The 17,407-nt window shown below is 64.3% G+C and carries 18 protein-coding genes; 1 reads left to right on the plus strand and 17 read right to left on the minus strand.

Annotation, left to right across the window (positions count from 1 at the left end; genetic code table 11):
- Positions 1-299: 299 nt before the first annotated feature.
- On the minus strand, positions 300-1,562 hold the full coding sequence (murA, locus tag NOF53_RS26230; RefSeq protein WP_255974405.1) for a UDP-N-acetylglucosamine 1-carboxyvinyltransferase: 1,263 nt from the start codon (positions 1,560-1,562) through the stop codon (positions 300-302).
- Positions 1,563-1,616: 54 nt separating this feature from the next.
- On the opposite strand from murA, the gene NOF53_RS26235 reads away from it, so the two are divergent.
- Positions 1,617-2,192, plus strand: a complete 576-nt coding sequence (locus NOF53_RS26235) for a cob(I)yrinic acid a,c-diamide adenosyltransferase (RefSeq protein WP_255974407.1) — start codon at positions 1,617-1,619, stop codon at positions 2,190-2,192.
- On the opposite strand, the gene NOF53_RS26240 is transcribed toward NOF53_RS26235, so the two are convergent.
- From NOF53_RS26240 to rho, 16 genes are all read right to left on the minus strand, one after another.
- The gene (locus NOF53_RS26240; protein ID WP_255974408.1) at positions 2,193-2,615 is read right to left on the minus strand and encodes a DUF2550 domain-containing protein; all 423 of its coding nucleotides are present in this window, start codon (positions 2,613-2,615) and stop codon (positions 2,193-2,195) included.
- A gap of 48 nt (positions 2,616-2,663) precedes the next feature.
- Complete coding sequence (locus NOF53_RS26245; protein WP_255974410.1) at positions 2,664-3,032, minus strand: F0F1 ATP synthase subunit epsilon; 369 nt, start codon at positions 3,030-3,032, stop codon at positions 2,664-2,666.
- A gap of 6 nt (positions 3,033-3,038) precedes the next feature.
- On the minus strand, positions 3,039-4,490 hold the full coding sequence (gene atpD / locus NOF53_RS26250; RefSeq protein ID WP_109328707.1) for a F0F1 ATP synthase subunit beta: 1,452 nt from the start codon (positions 4,488-4,490) through the stop codon (positions 3,039-3,041).
- 3 nt (positions 4,491-4,493) lie between these two features.
- Entirely contained in the window at positions 4,494-5,468 is a 975-nt protein-coding gene (locus NOF53_RS26255; protein ID WP_255974414.1) for a F0F1 ATP synthase subunit gamma, read from the minus strand.
- Positions 5,469-5,540: 72 nt separating this feature from the next.
- Positions 5,541-7,184 (minus strand): F0F1 ATP synthase subunit alpha, encoded by a 1,644-nt coding sequence (atpA, locus tag NOF53_RS26260; RefSeq protein WP_255974416.1) that lies wholly within the window; start codon positions 7,182-7,184, stop codon positions 5,541-5,543.
- Positions 7,185-7,245: 61 nt separating this feature from the next.
- Positions 7,246-8,073 (minus strand): F0F1 ATP synthase subunit delta, encoded by an 828-nt coding sequence (locus NOF53_RS26265; protein WP_255974418.1) that lies wholly within the window; start codon positions 8,071-8,073, stop codon positions 7,246-7,248.
- A gap of 5 nt (positions 8,074-8,078) precedes the next feature.
- Complete coding sequence (locus NOF53_RS26270; RefSeq protein WP_255974420.1) at positions 8,079-8,636, minus strand: F0F1 ATP synthase subunit B; 558 nt, start codon at positions 8,634-8,636, stop codon at positions 8,079-8,081.
- A 7-nt stretch (positions 8,637-8,643) separates the two neighbouring features.
- Complete coding sequence (locus NOF53_RS26275; protein ID WP_005252955.1) at positions 8,644-8,889, minus strand: ATP synthase F0 subunit C; 246 nt, start codon at positions 8,887-8,889, stop codon at positions 8,644-8,646.
- Between the two features lie 85 nt (positions 8,890-8,974).
- Positions 8,975-9,754 (minus strand): F0F1 ATP synthase subunit A, encoded by a 780-nt coding sequence (atpB, locus tag NOF53_RS26280; protein WP_255974423.1) that lies wholly within the window; start codon positions 9,752-9,754, stop codon positions 8,975-8,977.
- A 328-nt stretch (positions 9,755-10,082) separates the two neighbouring features.
- Positions 10,083-10,556: a Cg1360 family ATP-synthase-associated protein gene (locus NOF53_RS26285; RefSeq protein ID WP_255974425.1), complete on the minus strand. Its 474-nt coding sequence runs from the start codon at positions 10,554-10,556 to the stop codon at positions 10,083-10,085.
- Positions 10,557-10,594: 38 nt separating this feature from the next.
- Complete coding sequence (locus tag NOF53_RS26290) at positions 10,595-11,776, minus strand: glycosyltransferase family 4 protein (protein WP_255974427.1); 1,182 nt, start codon at positions 11,774-11,776, stop codon at positions 10,595-10,597.
- A 34-nt stretch (positions 11,777-11,810) separates the two neighbouring features.
- The gene (locus NOF53_RS26295; RefSeq protein ID WP_255974429.1) at positions 11,811-12,479 is read right to left on the minus strand and encodes an L-threonylcarbamoyladenylate synthase; all 669 of its coding nucleotides are present in this window, start codon (positions 12,477-12,479) and stop codon (positions 11,811-11,813) included.
- On the minus strand, positions 12,476-13,405 hold the full coding sequence (gene prmC, locus NOF53_RS26300; RefSeq protein ID WP_255974431.1) for a peptide chain release factor N(5)-glutamine methyltransferase: 930 nt from the start codon (positions 13,403-13,405) through the stop codon (positions 12,476-12,478). The genes NOF53_RS26295 and prmC overlap by 4 nt, the downstream gene beginning before the upstream one ends.
- A gap of 54 nt (positions 13,406-13,459) precedes the next feature.
- The gene (gene prfA / locus NOF53_RS26305) at positions 13,460-14,539 is read right to left on the minus strand and encodes a peptide chain release factor 1 (RefSeq protein WP_255974433.1); all 1,080 of its coding nucleotides are present in this window, start codon (positions 14,537-14,539) and stop codon (positions 13,460-13,462) included.
- Positions 14,540-14,656: 117 nt separating this feature from the next.
- Positions 14,657-14,899 carry a 50S ribosomal protein L31 gene (rpmE, locus tag NOF53_RS26310; protein WP_109328687.1) on the minus strand — a complete coding sequence of 81 codons (243 nt, stop codon included), beginning with the start codon at positions 14,897-14,899 and terminating at the stop codon, positions 14,657-14,659.
- A gap of 223 nt (positions 14,900-15,122) precedes the next feature.
- The gene (gene rho / locus NOF53_RS26315; RefSeq protein WP_255974435.1) at positions 15,123-17,261 is read right to left on the minus strand and encodes a transcription termination factor Rho; all 2,139 of its coding nucleotides are present in this window, start codon (positions 17,259-17,261) and stop codon (positions 15,123-15,125) included.
- Between the last annotated feature and the right edge of the window lie 146 nt (positions 17,262-17,407).

The raw sequence follows: 17,407 nt of genomic DNA on the forward strand, positions 1-17,407 counted from the left end.
TCCGGGGCTGAAGCACAACCATACACGATGGCCCACTTCGGAAAATTTCGCCAGGCACTCCGTACAACCTCGTGTCCCCAGCCCTTACAGGCGGAGTCGGTGTCCGTGTCGCTCTGACTTCCAATAAGTTACGCGAAGGGGAACAACCCGCCAAATCCCCAGGTCACCGCGTCGTCCCAGCCAGTCCGTGCTGGTCAAACGGGTAGAGCGCAGCAACTTCGGCCCTTACGGGAGCCGAACAGCGACTGTGACGCCCGACTCACCTGCGACCATCGGGCGGTGCGCCGGTCGCGAACCCTTCAGGTTACAGCGTCGACGCGCTCGATCTGGCCCCCGAGACCTTGCAGGTTCTCTACGAAATATGGGTAGCCGCGGTCGATGTGGAACACGTCATGCACCTCGGTCACGCCGTCGGCAACAAGACCTGCAAGCACCAGGCCGGCGCCCGCCCTGATGTCGGACGACCACACAGGTGCGCTCGACAGCTGAGGTATGCCGCGGATCACCGCATGGTGTCCGTCCGTCCGCGCGTCAGCGCCCAGCCGGATCATCTCCTCGACGAAACGGAACCTGGCCTCGAACACGTTCTCCGTGATCATCGAGGTCCCCTCAGCGACGGCAGCGAGTCCGATCGCCATCGGCTGCAGGTCCGTCGGGAAACCCGGATACGGAAGGGTCGCGAAATTGACCGCGTTGGGACGGGCCTGCTGCACCACCCGGAAACCATCGGCCTCGATGGTGACGTCGGCCCCGGCCGCCCGCAACTTGTCCAGGACCAAGCCGAGATGTTTCGGGTTCACACCGCGGACACGAACATCGCCCCGGGTCATCGACGCGGCGATCCCCCACGTCGCGGCCACAATACGGTCGCCGATCACGCGGTGGGTGGTCGGTTCGAGCTGGTCGACACCCTTTATGGTGAGCGTCGAGGTGCCCGCTCCCAGAATCTTGGCACCCATGCGGATCAGCATGTTGCACAAGTCGACGATCTCGGGCTCACGCGCGGCATTGTCGATCACCGTCTCGCCTTTCGCGAGAACAGCGGCCATAAGGATGTTCTCCGTCGCCCCCACGGACGGGAATGCAAGCCGGATGTTGGCACCGTGCAGATCGTCGGCCTGGGCGACCACGCACCCGTGTTCGATAGTGCTTTGCGCGCCCAGCAAACGAAGTCCGGACTGATGCATGTCGAGTGGCCTCGAACCGATGGCGTCGCCACCGGGTAGTGCGACCACCGCGCGCTTGCACCTCGCCACCAGGGGGCCCAGCACACACACCGACGCCCGGAACTGACGAACTGCGGCAAAGTCCGCGTGATACTTCGGTTCCGCGGGAGTGGTGATCCGAACGATCGAATCTTCGAGGACCACGTCACACCCGAGGCCGCGCAGGACGTCGGCCATCAGGGGTACGTCCAGGATGTCAGGGCAATTGGTCACTACGGTGGTGCCCTCAGCCAACAGCGCCGCCGCCATCAGCTTGAGAACGCTGTTCTTTGCACCCCCGACAGACACTTCACCTACGAGGCGGTTACCGCCGGTAACAAGGAAGCGTTCGCTCACAAAGCACAGCCTAGAGCCAGCGGTGCCGACATCGAAGGCCGGTACCGTAACGCTATGGCCGTACACCTCACCAAGATCTACACCCGGACCGGCGACGACGGGACTACTGGACTCAGCGATTTCTCCCGAGTACCGAAGAACGATCCCCGCCTCGTCGCATATGCGGACTGCGACGAAGCGAACGCTGCGATCGGCGTCGCGGTCGCGCTGGGAAATCCGTCAGAGGAGATTCGGTCGATGCTCCGGCAGATCCAGAACGATCTGTTCGATGCCGGTGCCGATCTGTCCACCCCGGTCGTCGCGGAACCCCGATACCCACCGCTGCGTATCACCGCCGACTATGTCGAACGGCTCGAAGGCTGGTGTGACGCACTGAACGAGCGTCTCGAGCCGTTGAACTCCTTCATACTTCCCGGCGGCACTCCCCTGGGAGCTCTACTCCACGTCGCTCGGACCGTGACTCGGCGAGCTGAGCGATCGGCGTGGGCCGCTATCGATGCGAATCCCGACACTACCCACGCGCTGCCGGCGAAGTACTTGAACCGGCTCTCGGACCTACTCTTCATCCTCGGCCGAATCGCGAACCCCGAAGGAGACGTGCTCTGGAAGCCGGGAGCCGGGAAAGCCTGATCAGATTCGGCGCCCGCGCACCGATCGGCCCGACGGACGAGATTCGACCCAGGACAGGAACGCGGTCAAAGCACCACCGTCCAAGGCGATCTCGTACTCTGTGCCTCGATCCTTCACGGACAGGATGACAATCTCGTCGGACATGATGTCGAACTCGGAGCCTTCTGGTTTACGACGACCCTCGACCTCGATTCCCTGCCGTTCGATGCGGGAATCGGGACCCGGACGCAAGCTCGACAATTTGAAGAAGACGAGGGAGCCCTCGCCGTAGCGGATGACGCCATGACGCCATCCGGTGTCCCCCGCGGAAGGCGCCACGCGGAGAATGGCCGCGGTTCCACCGCGGCGAAGAACTGCAAGACGATAGAGAAAGACCGCGACGAAGGCGGCAAGCAGCACAACCAGAATGATCAACACAGTCATTCCGATTGTCACTGTTCGTCGGCTCCGTCGCGGTCTGTCTCGTATAACCTATGCGCGCTCGACGGCGCGAACTCGACCCTTGGCGACAGCAATCGCCTCGAGATCGTCTCCGCTCTCCTCGAGCACTGCCCTGGCGGCTTCCACGTCGATGTCCTCCGCGAGTTCAGCGGACTCGGCGAGGATCGTGACGGATTTCGCGGTCACGGACAGGAACCCCCCGTGCACTGCCGCGACGATGCGTTCACCGTCGGCTGTCGTGATCGCGACAACGCCACCCTCAACGAGCTGTCCGAGAACAGGCTCGTGACCAGGCATGACACCGATTTCGCCCTCGGTCGTCTGTGCACTGACGAGAGTCGCCGAACCAGACCACAACCGTCGCTCGACAGCGACGAGTTCCACGGTCATCTCAGCCATCGTCGACTACTTTCCGGCGATCTTCTTGGCTGCAGCCTCGACGTCGTCGAGTCCACCGCAGCTGTTGAACGCCTGCTCGGGCAGGTGATCGAACTCGCCCTTGCAGACGCGGTCGAACGCCTCGATGGTGTCGCGGAGCGGCACCACGGATCCGGGCTCACCGGTGAACTTCTCGGCGACGATGAAGTTCTGGCCGAGGAACTTCTGGAGACGACGGGCACGGCCGACGAGGACCTTGTCCTCTTCCTGCAGTTCGTCCATACCGAGGATGGCGATGATGTCCTGCAGTTCCTTGTACTTCTGCAGGATCCGCTTGACCTCGTTGGCAACCCGGAAGTGCTCGGCACCGACGATGCCGGGCTCCAGGATGCGGGAGGTGGAGCTCAGCGGGTCCACAGCGGGGTAGATACCCATCTGCGAGATCGGACGCGACAGCTCGGTGGTCGCGTCGAGGTGCGCGAACGTCGTGGCCGGCGCCGGGTCGGTGTAGTCGTCGGCGGGCACGTAGATCGCCTGCAGCGAGGTGATGGAGCGACCACGCGTCGAGGTGATTCGTTCCTGCAGCTCACCCATCTCGTCCGCCAGGGTCGGCTGGTAACCCACGGCCGAAGGCATACGACCGAGCAGGGTCGACACCTCGGAACCGGCCTGGGTGAAACGGAAGATGTTGTCGATGAACAGCAGAACGTCCTGGCCCTGGACATCGCGGAAGTACTCCGCCATGGTCAGTGCGGACAGGGCAACGCGCATACGCGTTCCCGGCGGCTCGTCCATCTGGCCGAACACGAGGGCGGTGTCCTGGAGGACGCCCATCTCTTCCATCTCGAGGTGAAGGTCGGTGCCCTCACGGGTGCGCTCACCGACGCCGGCGAACACCGAGGTTCCGGAGAACTCGCGGGCGATTCGGGTGATCATCTCCTGGATCAGAACGGTCTTGCCGACACCGGCACCACCGAACAGACCGATCTTTCCACCCTTGACGTACGGGGTGAGGAGGTCGATGACCTTGATACCGGTCTCGAGGATCTCCGTCTTACCCTCGAGCTGGTCGAAGGCTGGTGGCTTGCGGTGGATGCCCCACTGCTCGCCGTCACGTCCCGTGCCGGGAGCGTCGAGGCAGTCGCCCAGCGCGTTGAACACGTGGCCCTTGACGACGTCGCCGACGGGAACCGAGATCGGCTTGCCCGTGTCCGCCACCGAGGTGCCGCGGACGAGGCCGTCCGTCGGCTGCATGGAGACGGTGCGCACCAGGTTGTCACCGAGGTGCTGCGCGACCTCGAGGGTCAGCGTCTTGGCGACCGAGGGGAGCGTGATCTCGGCATGCAAGGCGTTGAACAGTTCAGGAATGGAGCCACGCGGGAATTCAACGTCCACGACGGGACCGATGACCCGCACGACGCGGCCGGCCACGGACGAATCCGAACCTGCCCCGTTTGTTTCGGTTACTGCTGCGGTCATTGCTTAGTCACTTCCTGCGCTCGAGGCGAGCGCATTTGCGCCGCCGACGATCTCGCTGATTTCCTGGGTGATCTGGGCCTGGCGAGCCTGGTTGGCCTGACGGCTGAGAGTGTTCACCAGTTCGTTTGCGTTGTCCGTCGCCGCCTTCATGGCCGTACGACGGGCAGCCGACTCCGACGCCGCAGCATCGAGCAGCGAGGAGTAGATGCGGGTGCTGATGTACTTCGGCAGCAGGGCACCGAGCAGCCTGTCGGGTTCCGGCTCGAAGTTGTATCCGGCGACCGGTTCGTCGTTGCGGTGACCGTTCGACAGCATGTCTTCACCGAGTTCGATGTTCTCCTCGGAGACCGTGACGTCGAGCGGAGCCATCCGCCGAACCTCAGGAGACTGAGTGAGCATCGACACGAACCTGGTGTAGACGATGTGCAGCTCGTCGACGCCTTCGATGGTTCCCTCGCCGTTGTAGGCGGGGATCTCGGAGCCGGATCCGGCCATGAAAAGCTCCACCAGGTGGCGGCTCGCCTTGGCAGCGTCGGAGTAGCCGGGGTCCTGTGAGAACCCTGTCCACGCAGCTCCCAGGTCGCGGCCACGGAACGTGTAGTAGCCGAGACCCTTGGCGCCGAGCACGAAGATGACCGGGTCCTTGCCCTCGCTGCGCAGCAACTGGAACAGTTCCTCGGCCTCTTTGAGGACGTTGGAGTTGTACCCACCGCACATGCCGCGGTCACTGGTAACCACCAGGACGGCAGCGCGCTTGGCGTCGGTGCGCTCGTTGAGCAACGGGTGGTCCAGCGAGGCCGACGCACTCGCCAGCTCCGTCAGAACCTTGGTGATCTCCTCGGCATACGGCTTCGACGCAGCGACACGGGCCTGAGCCTTCGTGATGCGCGAGGTCGCGATCAGCTCCTGGGCCTTGGTGATCTTCTTGGTCGAGTTGACCGACTTGATACGAGACCGCAGTTCGAGAATGCTTGCCATCGATCGATCACTCTCCCTTCATGTTTCGCGGCGTCCCTGTGGTGGTGCGACGCAGTGTCATGGACTGGGCGCTCACTTGCTGACGGTGGTGCGCTTGACGTTGATCTGCTCGTGCCCGACCTCGTTGGCGTCGAGCGCCTCGGCCTCCGCCTCGTTCACGACCCTGCTTCCGTCGGACGCGAGGAAGCCTTCCTTGAACTTGTCGGTGGCCTTGATCAGTGCAGCGGCGTTGTCGGCATCGAGCGCCTTGCCGCCCTTGATGCTGTCGTACACGGCGGAAGCGCTGCGGTGCAGGTCTTCGAGCAACTCCGTCTCGAAGCGGCGCACGTCACCGACGGGAACGCTGTCGAAGATGCCTTCACCGGCGAGGTAGATCGAGACGATCTGGTCCTCGACCGGAATGGGGCTGTACTGATCCTGCTTGAGCAGCTCGACCAGACGAGCACCACGCTCGAGCTGCGCCTTCGACGCGGCATCGAGGTCCGAGGCGAAAGCGGAGAACGCTTCGAGCTCACGGAACTGTGCCAGCTCCAGACGAAGCGAACCGGACACCTTCTTCATGCCCTTGGTCTGAGCGGCACCACCGACGCGGGACACCGAGATACCGACGTTGATGGCGGGACGAACACCCTTGTTGAAAAGGTCCGACTCGAGGAACACCTGACCGTCGGTGATCGAAATGACGTTGGTCGGGATGTACGCCGAGACGTCGTTCGCCTTGGTTTCGATGATCGGCAGTGCCGTCAGCGATCCACCGCCGAGCGCGTCGGACAGCTTCGCCGAACGTTCCAGCAGACGGGAGTGCAGGTAGAAGACGTCACCGGGGTAGGCCTCACGTCCCGGCGGACGACGCAGCAGCAGGGAGATGGCGCGGTACGCCTCGGCCTGCTTGGTCAGGTCGTCGAACACGACCAGGACGTGCTTGCCCTGGTACATCCAGTGCTGACCGATGGCGGAACCGGTGTACGGAGCGAGCCACTTGAAGCCGGCGGAATCAGACGCGGGGGCGGCGACGATGGTGGTGTACTCCATCGCGCCCTGCTCCTCGAGGGCTGCCTTGACGCCCGCGATGGTGGAGCCCTTCTGGCCGATCGCGACGTAGATGCAGCGAACCTGCTGCTTCTCGTCGCCGGTCTCCCAGTTGGCCTTCTGGTTCAGGATCGCGTCGATGCAGACGGCGGTCTTGCCCGTCTTGCGGTCGCCGATGATGAGCTGACGCTGTCCGCGGCCGATCGGCGTCATGGCGTCGATGGCCTTGATGCCGGTCTGCAGCGGCTCCTCGACGGGCTGACGCTCGAGCACGGACGCCGCCTGCAGTTCGAGGGCGCGGGTCTCGTTGCTCTCGATCTCGCCCAGACCGTCGATCGGCTGGCCGAGGGGGTCCACGACGCGCCCGAGGAAACCGTCGCCGACGGGAACCGACAGCACGTCGCCGGTCCGCTTGACTTCCTGGCCTTCCTGCAGGTCCGCGTAGTCACCCAGGATGACGGCACCGATTTCGGTGGCGTCGAGGTTGAGGGCAACGCCCAGGATTCCGCCGGGGAATTCCAGCAGTTCGTTGGCCATCGCCGAAGGCAGGCCACTGACGTGCGCGATGCCGTCGCTGGTGTCGGTCACAACGCCGACCTCCTCACGGGAGGCCTCCGGGGAGTAGCTCGCGGTGTAGTTCTCGATCGCGCTACGGATCTCGTCGGAGGAGATCGTCAGCTCCGCCATGATTGTTCCTGCTCTCGGTGTCTGGTTTTCGGAAGTATCTGGGTATTGATTCGGATGCGGACTACTTGAGGGACTTACGCAACGCTGCGAGACGCCCCGCTGCGCTGCCGTCGATTACCTCGTCGCCCACCCGGACGACCAAGCCGCTGAGGAGCTCGGGATCGACCTCCACGTGAACCGTCACCGGCTTCCCGTAGGTACGGGTGAGGGCGGCGGCCAGCCGATCGGCTTGCTCACTGCTCAGTGTAGAAGCGCTCCGAACCTTCGCGACGACGGCTTCTCGCCGAGCTGCCGCCAGATTCGCCAATGCGTCGAACGCATCCGCGGGGGCGGTCGACTTCAACCGGCCCACTGCCTGAACGGCCAGCGCCTCCGTGACTGCGGTCACCTTGCCGTACAGCAGCTTGGAGAGCAGGTCACGCTTGGCTTTCGCCGAGACGGATCGATCGGAAAGCGCCTGTTCGAGAGTCGGGTCACCTGCGACGATTCGACCGAGTCGGAACAATTCGTCCTCGACCCCGTCGAGCTGTCCCTGGTCGGCCGCTGCTTTGAGCAGCGACTCCCGACCGAGGAGCACCAGCGAGTTGAGCAGGTCGGAGGTGGTGGACCAGTTCTGGCCCACCGCCGCCTTCACGGTGGCGACGGTTTCCGCGGAAACCTTGCCACCGAACACCTGCTCGGCCAGACCTTCGCGAGCGCTCCCGGCCGCCGAGTTGTCCGACAGCGCACTACGGAGAGTGCGCTGAACGTCCAGGGTCTCGACGACCGCGAACAGCTCTGCCCCGGTCTGGGCCGCGGCCGCTGTGGCTGCTCCGGCAGAGACGGATCCCAAGGCCGAAGACAACGCAGCACGTGTCTGCGTCAAGGCCTCGCGGCTCGCTGCGTACATGGTGCTCACTTCCCTGCTGCGGAATTTGCGCCGATGGCGTCGAGCTCGTTCAGGAATCGGTCGACCGTGCCGGCCCGCTTGACGTCGTCGGAGAGCGACTCCCCGATGACCTTCTCAGCGAGGTCGACCGCGGTGCGTCCGAGTTCGCCACGCAGTTCGGTGACGATCTGCTGCCGCTGAGCAACCAACTGGCTGTGACCGGAGGCCACGATGCGGTCGCTCTCTTCCTGAGCCTGTGCCTTCATCTCGGCGATGATCTGCTGCCCCTGGGTGCGCGCGTCCTCACGGATCTGCGCAGCTTCGGTGCGAGCTTCGGCGAGCTGGGCACGGTACTGCTCGAGCGCCGCCTTCGCCTCGGCCTGGGCTTCTTCGGCCCTCTTGATGCCGCCGTCGATCTGTTCGGTTCGCTCGGCGAGGACCTTCTGGAACATCGGAAGGACATACTTCCAGAAGACGAAGCCGACGACGAGCAGGCAGACGAGAGACCAAACGATGTCATACATCTCGGGCAGGAGAGGGTTGTGACTCTCTTCCTGCGCGAGGACTGCGATGTTGGCTGCCATGACGGTCTTAGAAAATGAAGCCGGCGACGAGGCCGATCAGCGCGAGGGCTTCGGTGAAGGCGATACCGAGGAACATGGTGGTACGAACCTGTCCGGCCATCTCAGGCTGGCGAACCATGCCCTCGATCGCCTTACCGACAACGATACCCACGCCGATGCCGGGGCCGATCGCGGCGAGACCGTAGCCGATGGCTCCGAATCCCGTCGAGTTGGTTTCCTGGACAGCTTCCTGAGCGAGGTAGGCGAGGCTCATGGTGTTCCGTTCCCTTTCTGTTGACCTCCGCCGGATTCGGCGGGAGGCTCAGTTCTTGGTGTAGCTGGTCGTGGAAATGTTGGTGTTAGTGCGAATCCGCGTGCAGGGCCAGGTCGATGTACACCGACGTGAGCAGCGCGAAGACGTAGGCCTGCAGGAAGATCACCAGCAGTTCGAAGAACGTGAATGCAATGCCGGCGGCGAGTGATGCCACACCGAACACGGCCTGGAAGCCACCTGAAGTGAAGAAGAAGAACTGGGTGGCGCTGAAGAACAGCACCAGCAGGATGTGGCCGGCCAGCATGTTGGCCATGAGACGCACCATGAGCGTGAACGGCCGCAGAACGAAGGTCGAGATGAACTCGATCGGCACGAGCAGGAAATGCAGGGGAAGCGGGACGCCAGGCACCACGATGCTGCTCTTGACGTACTTGAAGAACCCGTACTTCTTGATGCCCACGTAGTTGAAGACGATGTACGCCAGGGCGGCCAGCACCAACGGCATGCCGATACGCGCGTTGGGCGAGATGTTGATGAACGGGATGATGCTACCGAGGTTGCTGGCGAGTACCAGGAAGAAGATCGTGGTGATAACGGGCAGGAAGCGCTTGCCTTGTTCCTTGCCGAGAATCTCTTCGGCGATGTTGATCCGGACGAAGTCGAGAGCGATCTCGCCGATGTTCTGGACACCGCGGGGAATGATCTTCGGGCTGCGCATCGCGATGACGAAGAAGATCATCATGAGAGCGGACAGCAGGATGCGAACCAGCATCAGGCGGTCGAGTTCGAACGGAGTCCCTTCGAACAGGACCGCGGGCGGGAAGAAGTCGTTCAGGGAAGGCGCATGGAATTCTCCAGCAGCCACGTTGATGACGCTCAGCGTTCTCTCCCGTAGTCGGTCCGCAGCCTTTGTTGACTGCGGTTCGATCGGACATTGACGATCAAACAAGTCGACAAGCTCGACTCGCGTATTCGTCAGCTGCTGTGGACTCCGGGGAGTCCAGCGTCTGTCGGTGTCGGCGACTCTCGTCGACTCGGCGGCCTTGGAAGTGCGACCGCCTACAAGCATGCAATACCGGCCAGTAACTTACTCGCCGTCTCATTGCTCTCGCTTGACCCAGACCTTATCAAGTCATCTACGACGTTGTGTAGACGGGGTCGGGGTCGATTCAATTTTACTACATCTCGTAGTACTACTGGGCGTCCGTCTCTCCCGGCTCGACGTCACCCGTGGCGCGCGGCTCGACGTAGGGCGCCTTCACGCCAAGTACCCCATAGGTTTCCGCTCCGAGCACGATCACCAACGACAACACGATGACCAGCACCAACGCCGTCTTGTCGTAGAAGTCGAGCGGTTTGAGTACTGCCAGGACGGTGATCGCGAGGATCATCTTCAACAGCCACGTACCGAGCAGCACCGCCCCCGCCGTCATGGCAGGGAGCTTGGCGGTGAACAACACTCCGAGGGCGGTGCAGAGGATGAAACCTCCCCCGACCGCCGCACCCAGCAGAGCGCCGTAGAGACCGGGTGTCCCTGCGAGCAGAGTCGCGACGATGGAACCCGCCACCGCCAGCACGATCAGGCCGAGCACGCCGTAGCGGACAGCGGCCCGCAGCGAGGCGGTGTGATCGGGAGCAGGCGCGGGGATGAACGTCACGGTCGCCAAGGGTAGTGGATCCTCACCTCCTCGCCGCAACCGTCACCTCACCCTTGACGGTCGTGCTGCTGGCCTCGGATGGAAGGCACGGCGGTCACGACCAGCGCAAACACCAGTCCCCCGGCTACAAGAAGCACGACTACCCGGCGGTCGAAGAGAGCCGATCCGACCGCACCGAATGCAAGCACACCGACCCACAAGTAGATGAGCAGGACCACTCGCCGATGTGAGTGCCCGATCTGCAGGAGACGGTGATGAAGGTGCATTTTGTCCGGACTGAACGGACTGACCCCGGCGCGCGTGCGCCGAACCACCGCGAGCAGTAGGTCCAGGATCGGAATGAACATGACGGCGCCAACGAGTAGCAGCGGTGAGAGGAGACCAAGAAGGTCTCGGGTGCCGTACGCGGTCAGCGGAATGCGGCCGGAGGCGCTGGTCGAGATGGCCGCAAGCATCAGGCCGATCAGCATCGACCCGGAGTCACCCATGAAGATGCGCGCAGGCTGGAAGTTGTGCGGCAAGAAGCCGAGGCAGGCACCCGCGAGGGCCGCAGCGATCAACGCCGGTGGGTAGGCACTCACATCGCCGCCCTGATCGTGCAGCAATCCGACCGAGAACACGCAGATCGCGAGCGAGGAAATGAGGCCGAGACCTGCGGCGAGACCGTCGAGACCGTCGACGAAGTTCATGGCATTGACCATCACCACCGAGACCGCGACCGTGACCAGTCCGGCCTGGAGCTGGTCGAGGATCACTGTGGTGCCATCGCCGAACGGCATGTAAATGATGAACCAACTCACGCCCATCACCACAAGAATTCCTGCGGCCGTCACCTGGCCCACGAACTTGGTGAGTGCGTCGAGACCCCATCGGTCGTCGACTACCCCCACGAGAACGATGACGAATCCCGAGACCAGGGCGGCAGGGATGTCGGAGGTGAACTCGAATCCGCGGGTGAGCGCGGGAAGTTGCTGGGCGAACAACAGCGCGACCAGCATGCCCAGATACATTCCGACGCCACCGAGGCGGGGGGTGGGAGTGACGTGCACGTCTCGGTCCCGCGGCACCGCCACTGCGCCGAACCGCAGGGCGAACAACCGGACGGCACCGGTGGCCAGATAGGTGACCACCGCAGCCGTGAAGAGGACGAGAAGAAGTTCACGCAGAGGGACACCCGCGCCCCCACCTGCTTGGGCCAGCACCACGCCGGCAGATTCGGCAGCAATCACCAGGCAGACGCTACCGTTGCCCCGCGCGGCTCGGTCATGCCGTCGCGGTCCCCTCGAGCAGGCTCTCCGCCTTCACCCCGAGCACGTCGGCGACGTCGCCCGTAGGCACGGCACCTTCACGCAGAATGCGCGGGCTCGTACCGGTGAGATCGACGATGGTGGAGGCCTGGCCCTGTTCGGCGCGGCCCCCGTCCAAGTACACGCCAGCCGATCCGCCGAGCTGTTCCCGAGCTTCCTCGACCGTGGTGGCAGGAGGTTGCCCCGAGACATTGGCACTCGACACCGCTAGGGGTCCGACGTCACGGAGCAGTTCGAGGGCAACCGGATGTAGCGGCATGCGAAGCATCACTGTTCCACGCGTATCTCCGAGGTCCCACGCCAGCGAAGGAGCTTGCTCCACAACAAGACTCAATCCACCCGGCCAGAAGGCCCGAATGAGGTCTCGGGTCTGCGGACGCACACTGTAGACAAGGCCGTCGATGGTGTTCCACGAGCCGACGAGAACCGGTACAGGCATATCGCGGCCACGACCCTTCGCCCGCAGCAATGCAGCGACCGCGTCGCCGTCGAATGCATCCGCACCGATCCCGTACAGGGTGTCCGTGGGCAGTACGACGAGTCGCCCGGCCTTCAGCGCGTTCTTGGCCGCACTCATTCCGGCAGCGCGGGAATCGGGTTGGCCACAGTCGTAGACGGTACTCACCGGCTCATTCTTTCACCCTCGCCGGCGGCCTCTGCACGCTGCGCCTCGATATCGGTGGCGATGCGCCGGGCCACCACGAAGCGAGGCTTCCCTGCGAGGTCCGGGTGCTCGGCGACATCACCGAATACCCGGCGTGCCGTGAACAGCCCTGCAACGTCCGCACCGTTGGTGTCGTCGTGTTCGACGCCCACCGCTCCCCCGATACGCAACCACCGTGCGACATTCGAGATCATCGGCTTGATCACGGACAACCCGTCCGGTCCGGCAAAGAGTGCGCTGTGCGGGTCGTGGTCTGCCACTTCCGGCTCGAGTTCCACACCCTCGGGAATGTACGGCGGGTTGGCGACGATCAGGTCGACAGCGCCTTCGAGGTTGGCGAGGATCGTCCGGTCGGTGACGTCGCCCTGGTACAGCTTGATCGGGGTGTCACCTGCCTGCGCGCGGGCATCGGCATTACGACGCGCCCAGGCGAGCGCACGCGGTTCGAGTTCGACGGCGTGTACGACGGCGTCGGGGCGGGCGTGCGCGATGGCGAGCGCGAGCGCACCAGACCCTGTACACAGATCCATGACGACCGGCGGGTGCTGATCGCAGTTTCCGAGGAAGGCGAGCGCCCACCCGAGGAGAAGTTCGGTTTCCGGGCGCGGTACGAAGACGCCGGGGCCGACCTCGATGTCGATGTCACCCATGGCGGCGGTTCCGAGGATGTACTGCAGCGGGATTCGCTTGGCCCGCTGCTCGACCATTTTCTTGTAGGCGTCGATCACCGACTCGTCGACCAGCGGCACGAGACCCAGTCGGGTCCTCTCTACCCCCAGCAGGTGGGCTGCCAGCATCTCGGCGTCCGCGCGGGCGCTGTGCACCCCTGCCTCGTCGAGTTGCGTCGTTGCGTCGATCAAGGCCAGGCGAAGGGGTAGTCGGCTCACGGGTACAGCCTGCCACGCGATGCGAACGGTGACGCCCCGGTCCTGGTTGCCGCACTACTCCGCGGCGAGCCTGGCCTCGCGATCCGCCTTGCCCAACGCGTCGAGAAGAGCGTCCAGTTCACCATCGAGGACGGCGTCGAGATTGTGGGACTTGAAACCGATTCGGTGATCGGTGATGCGATTCTCGGGGAAGTTGTAGGTGCGGATCCGCTCGGAGCGATCGACCGTACGTACCTGGCTCTGCCGTCCGGCCGAAGCCTCGGCGTCTGCCGCCTCCTCGGCCGCTGCCTGGAGGCGCGCGGCGAGCACCTGCATGGCACGCGCCTTGTTCTGCAGCTGGGAGCGTTCGTTCTGGCACGTCACGACGATTCCGGTGGGCAAATGGGTGATGCGAACCGCCGAATCGGTGGTGTTGACGCCCTGCCCGCCCTTACCCGAGGAACGGTAGACATCGATGCGCAGGTCGGTCTCGTCGATCTGCACCTCCTCGACTTCCTCCGGTTCCGGGTAGACCAGAACACCGGCAGCCGACGTGTGAACACGTCCCTGCGACTCCGTCACGGGTACGCGCTGCACACGGTGGACGCCGCCCTCGAACTTCAAACGGGCCCATACCCCGTCGCGGACCTCGCCCTTCGATTTGATCGACAGCGTCGCATCCTTGTAGCCACCGAGGTCGGACACCGTCGCATCGAGGACCTCGACGCGCCAACCATGACGTTCCGCGTACCGGACGTACATGCGGGCCAGGTCGGATGCGAACAAAGCCGACTCCTCGCCGCCTTCGCCGGACTTCACCTCGAGTACCACGTCGTCACCATCGTGCGGGTCGCGCGGAGCAAGCAGGTCCGTCAGCGCCTTGTCGAGCCCCAGCACCTGGGCCTCGAGTTCGGGCACCTCGGCCGCGAAGCTGGAATCGTCGACGGCGAGCTCACGCGCGGCAGCGAGATCGTCCTGCGCAGCCTTGAGCTTGGTGTAGGTCGACATGATCGGCGCAAGCTCGGCGAAACGCTTACCTGCCTTGCGAGCCGCGGAGGCGTCGTTGTGCAGCGCTGGGTCCGACAACTGCTGCTCGAGGCCGGCATGTTCGGCCAGGATGTCGTCGATCGCCGACGGCTGGGTCGTCCCTGCCATGGTGGGCTCCACTCTCGTCTCAGCGCGCGCTGCGCACTACGGGGATGCCGCGGGAAACGGCACAAAAAAGCCGACGCCCGGCCTGCAATTATCGCAGGACGGGCGTCGGCGGAACAGCTAGGACTCTGCAGATTCCTTGGCTGCGCCCTTGCCGGCACGCTTGCCGTAGCGAGCCTCGAAGCGGGCGACGCGTCCACCGGTGTCGAGAATCTTCTGCTTACCGGTGTAGAACGGGTGGCACTGCGAGCAGACCTCGACGTTGATCCGTCCGGTCTCCTTGGTGCTTCGGGTCTCGAAAGTGTTTCCGCAACCACAGACCACGGTGGTGGCCACGTAATTGGGGTGAATGCCTGACTTCATGGTGTCCCTTTCAATGGTCGCCGGGTCGCCTTCGCCATTCGAAGACGTGAACCGGAACCGGACTCAGCCGTTCAGTATGCCAGATCGCGCGGAGGCGATTCCAATCGGCATCTGTGCTTGCGGAGGGAACAACGCCGCTTCCCCGCATTTAATTCCGCCCACTCTGTACTGGCGAAACAGCAAAGCCCGGCGACATGTCGCCGGGCCCTGCCGTGTCGTGCACTCAGTCGTCGATCGCTCCCGGAGCGGTCTTCGACACCTGCATCAAGAACTCGATATTGCTCTTACTCTTCTTGAGGCGGTCGATCAGCAGATCGATGGCCTGGTGCGAATCGAGACCCGACAGCACCCGGCGGAGCTTGTGCAGCACCGCGGCCTCGTCCGGACTGAGCAGCAGCTCGTCCTTGCGCGTTCCCGACGGGTTGACGTCCACAGCCGGGAACACCCGCCGTTCCGCAATCTTGCGGTCGAGCTTGAGCTCGGCGTTACCGGTGCCCTTGAACTCCTCGAAGATCACGGTGTCGCCGGTCGAACCGGTCTCGACCATGGCCGTCGCGATGATCGTGAGCGATCCGCCGTTCTCGATGTTGCGAGCGGCGCCGAGGAAACGCTTCGGCGGGTACAGCGCGGTCGAGTCGACACCACCGGACAGGATGCGGCCCGAGGCCGGCGACGAGTTGTTGTACGCACGGCCGAGACGAGTGATCGAGTCGAGGAGGACGACGACGTCCTTACCCGCCTCCACCAGCCGCTTCGCACGCTCGATGGCGAGCTCGGCGACCGAGGTGTGATCTCCCGGCGGGCGGTCGAAGGTTGAGGAAATGACCTCGCCCTTGACCGATCGCTGCATGTCGGTGACCTCTTCGGGACGCTCGTCGACCAGCACGACCATCAGGTAGCACTCGGGGTTGTTGGTCGCAATCGCGTTGGCGATGGCCTGCAGAACGCTGGTCTTACCGGCCTTCGGCGGGCTCACGATGAGCGCGCGCTGACCCTTGCCGATCGGCATCACGAGATCGATGACGCGGGTGGTCAGGATGTTCGGCGTGGTCTCGAGACGCAGCCGCTGGTTCGGGTACAGCGGGGTGAGCTTGCCGAACTCGGGGCGCTTCTTCGCCGCCTCGATGTCGCCGCCGTTGACCGTGTCGATACGCACCAGCGGGTTGAACTTCTGTCGCTGGTTACCCTGGTCACCCTCACGTGCAACCCGGACCGCACCGGTGATCGCGTCACCGCGGCGCAGACCGTTCTTGCGGATGAGGTTCATCGACACGTACACGTCGTTTGGCCCTGCGAGGTATCCGGACGTCCGCACGAACGCGTAGTTGTCGAGAACATCCAGGATGCCGGCGACCGGCTGGAGGACGTCGTCTTCCCGGATTTCGGTCTCGCGTACGTCAACGCCGCCACCTTCGCCACGGTCACGCCCACGACGGCGTTCGCGGAAGCGCCGTCCACGTCGTCCGCGGCCGCCTTCCTCGTCGTCGTTGCCCCTGTTGTCACGGTTGTCACTGGTGCGCGGTCCGTTGTTGCTGCCCTGGTTGCGATCACCACGGTCGCGGTCACGCTCGCGGGTGTCACCGCGATCACGCTCGCGGGTGTCACCGCGGTCGTTCCGGTCGGCGCGGTCACCACGATCGTTGCCGCGGTTGTCACCACGCTCACGCCTGCGGTCGCCACCCTGCTCGCCCGAGCCGTCCTGCCTTCCGGGCTTTTCGGCTGAATCCTGACGGTCGTCGGCCTGCTTGCGCTCGGCCTGCTGCCTGTCGGCGCCATTCTGGGAAGCGACAGCATTCTGCGAAGACGCGTCCTGGCCGTTGTCGGCCTGATCACCCTGCTCGGGAGCGCCTGCCCGGCGGGAGGAGCCACGTCGCTGACGGCCGCGGCGGCCGCCCTCGGAAACATCACTGTCGGTAGCACTGCCGTCGGAAACTGCAGGTTCGGGCGTCTTGTCCGCGGCCGCCTTCTCGGCGGTCTCCTGCCGCGGAGCCACGTCGAGCGCAGTCTGCGCGGGCTGCTCACGCCTGCTACGAGATGCCCGGGTGCGGGGCGCAGCCTCGGCCGCCTCGTCGACCGGCGCCGAGGCGGCGCCCTGCCGATCCTTGATCGCGGCGATCAAATCGCCCTTACGCATGCCTGAGATGCCCTTGATTCCGAGCTCGCCTGCGAGGGCACGGAGCTCGGTCAGCACCATTCCGGACAGCCCGGCACCTCGGCGCGCCTCGGCACGCTTTGTGGAGGCCGTCACTACACCGTTTTCCGGTGCGGTCGATGACGCCTGTGAAGAGTCGCCTGCCTGCGCGCCAACGGTATCCACCGAGGGGGCGTCCACAGGAGCGGCGATGAGGTCCGTATCGGTCACGGAGGTCCTTTCCTTCCCTCACTCGCGCTGCGCAGAGTCGAGGGTTCGTCCCGTAATCCGGTTTCAGTACCGGATCCGGATGTGCCGTACGTCGTTGCTTAGGAGAACTGCCGGCTTGCCCGCCATCACATCGCCTGAACAGGCGC

This window comes from Rhodococcus tibetensis (genome assembly GCF_024438035.1).
Classification (GTDB): domain Bacteria; phylum Actinomycetota; class Actinomycetes; order Mycobacteriales; family Mycobacteriaceae; genus Rhodococcus_F; species Rhodococcus_F tibetensis.

Bases quoted from the DNA above. Each gene is read 5' to 3' on its own strand.
- NOF53_RS26235 (WP_255974407.1), top strand. From the start codon at position 1,617: ATGGCCGTACACCTCACCAAGATCTACACCCGGACCGGCGACGACGGG.
- NOF53_RS26240 (WP_255974408.1), bottom strand. From the start codon at position 2,615: ATGACTGTGTTGATCATTCTGGTTGTGCTGCTTGCCGCCTTCGTCGCG.
- NOF53_RS26245 (WP_255974410.1), bottom strand. From the start codon at position 3,032: ATGGCTGAGATGACCGTGGAACTCGTCGCTGTCGAGCGACGGTTGTGG.
- atpD (WP_109328707.1), bottom strand. From the start codon at position 4,490: ATGACCGCAGCAGTAACCGAAACAAACGGGGCAGGTTCGGATTCGTCC.
- NOF53_RS26255 (WP_255974414.1), bottom strand. From the start codon at position 5,468: ATGGCAAGCATTCTCGAACTGCGGTCTCGTATCAAGTCGGTCAACTCG.
- atpA (WP_255974416.1), bottom strand. From the start codon at position 7,184: ATGGCGGAGCTGACGATCTCCTCCGACGAGATCCGTAGCGCGATCGAG.
- NOF53_RS26265 (WP_255974418.1), bottom strand. From the start codon at position 8,073: ATGTACGCAGCGAGCCGCGAGGCCTTGACGCAGACACGTGCTGCGTTG.
- NOF53_RS26270 (WP_255974420.1), bottom strand. From the start codon at position 8,636: ATGGCAGCCAACATCGCAGTCCTCGCGCAGGAAGAGAGTCACAACCCT.
- NOF53_RS26275 (WP_005252955.1), bottom strand. From the start codon at position 8,889: ATGAGCCTCGCCTACCTCGCTCAGGAAGCTGTCCAGGAAACCAACTCG.
- prfA (WP_255974433.1), bottom strand. From the start codon at position 14,539: ATGGCAGGGACGACCCAGCCGTCGGCGATCGACGACATCCTGGCCGAA.
- rpmE (WP_109328687.1), bottom strand. From the start codon at position 14,899: ATGAAGTCAGGCATTCACCCCAATTACGTGGCCACCACCGTGGTCTGT.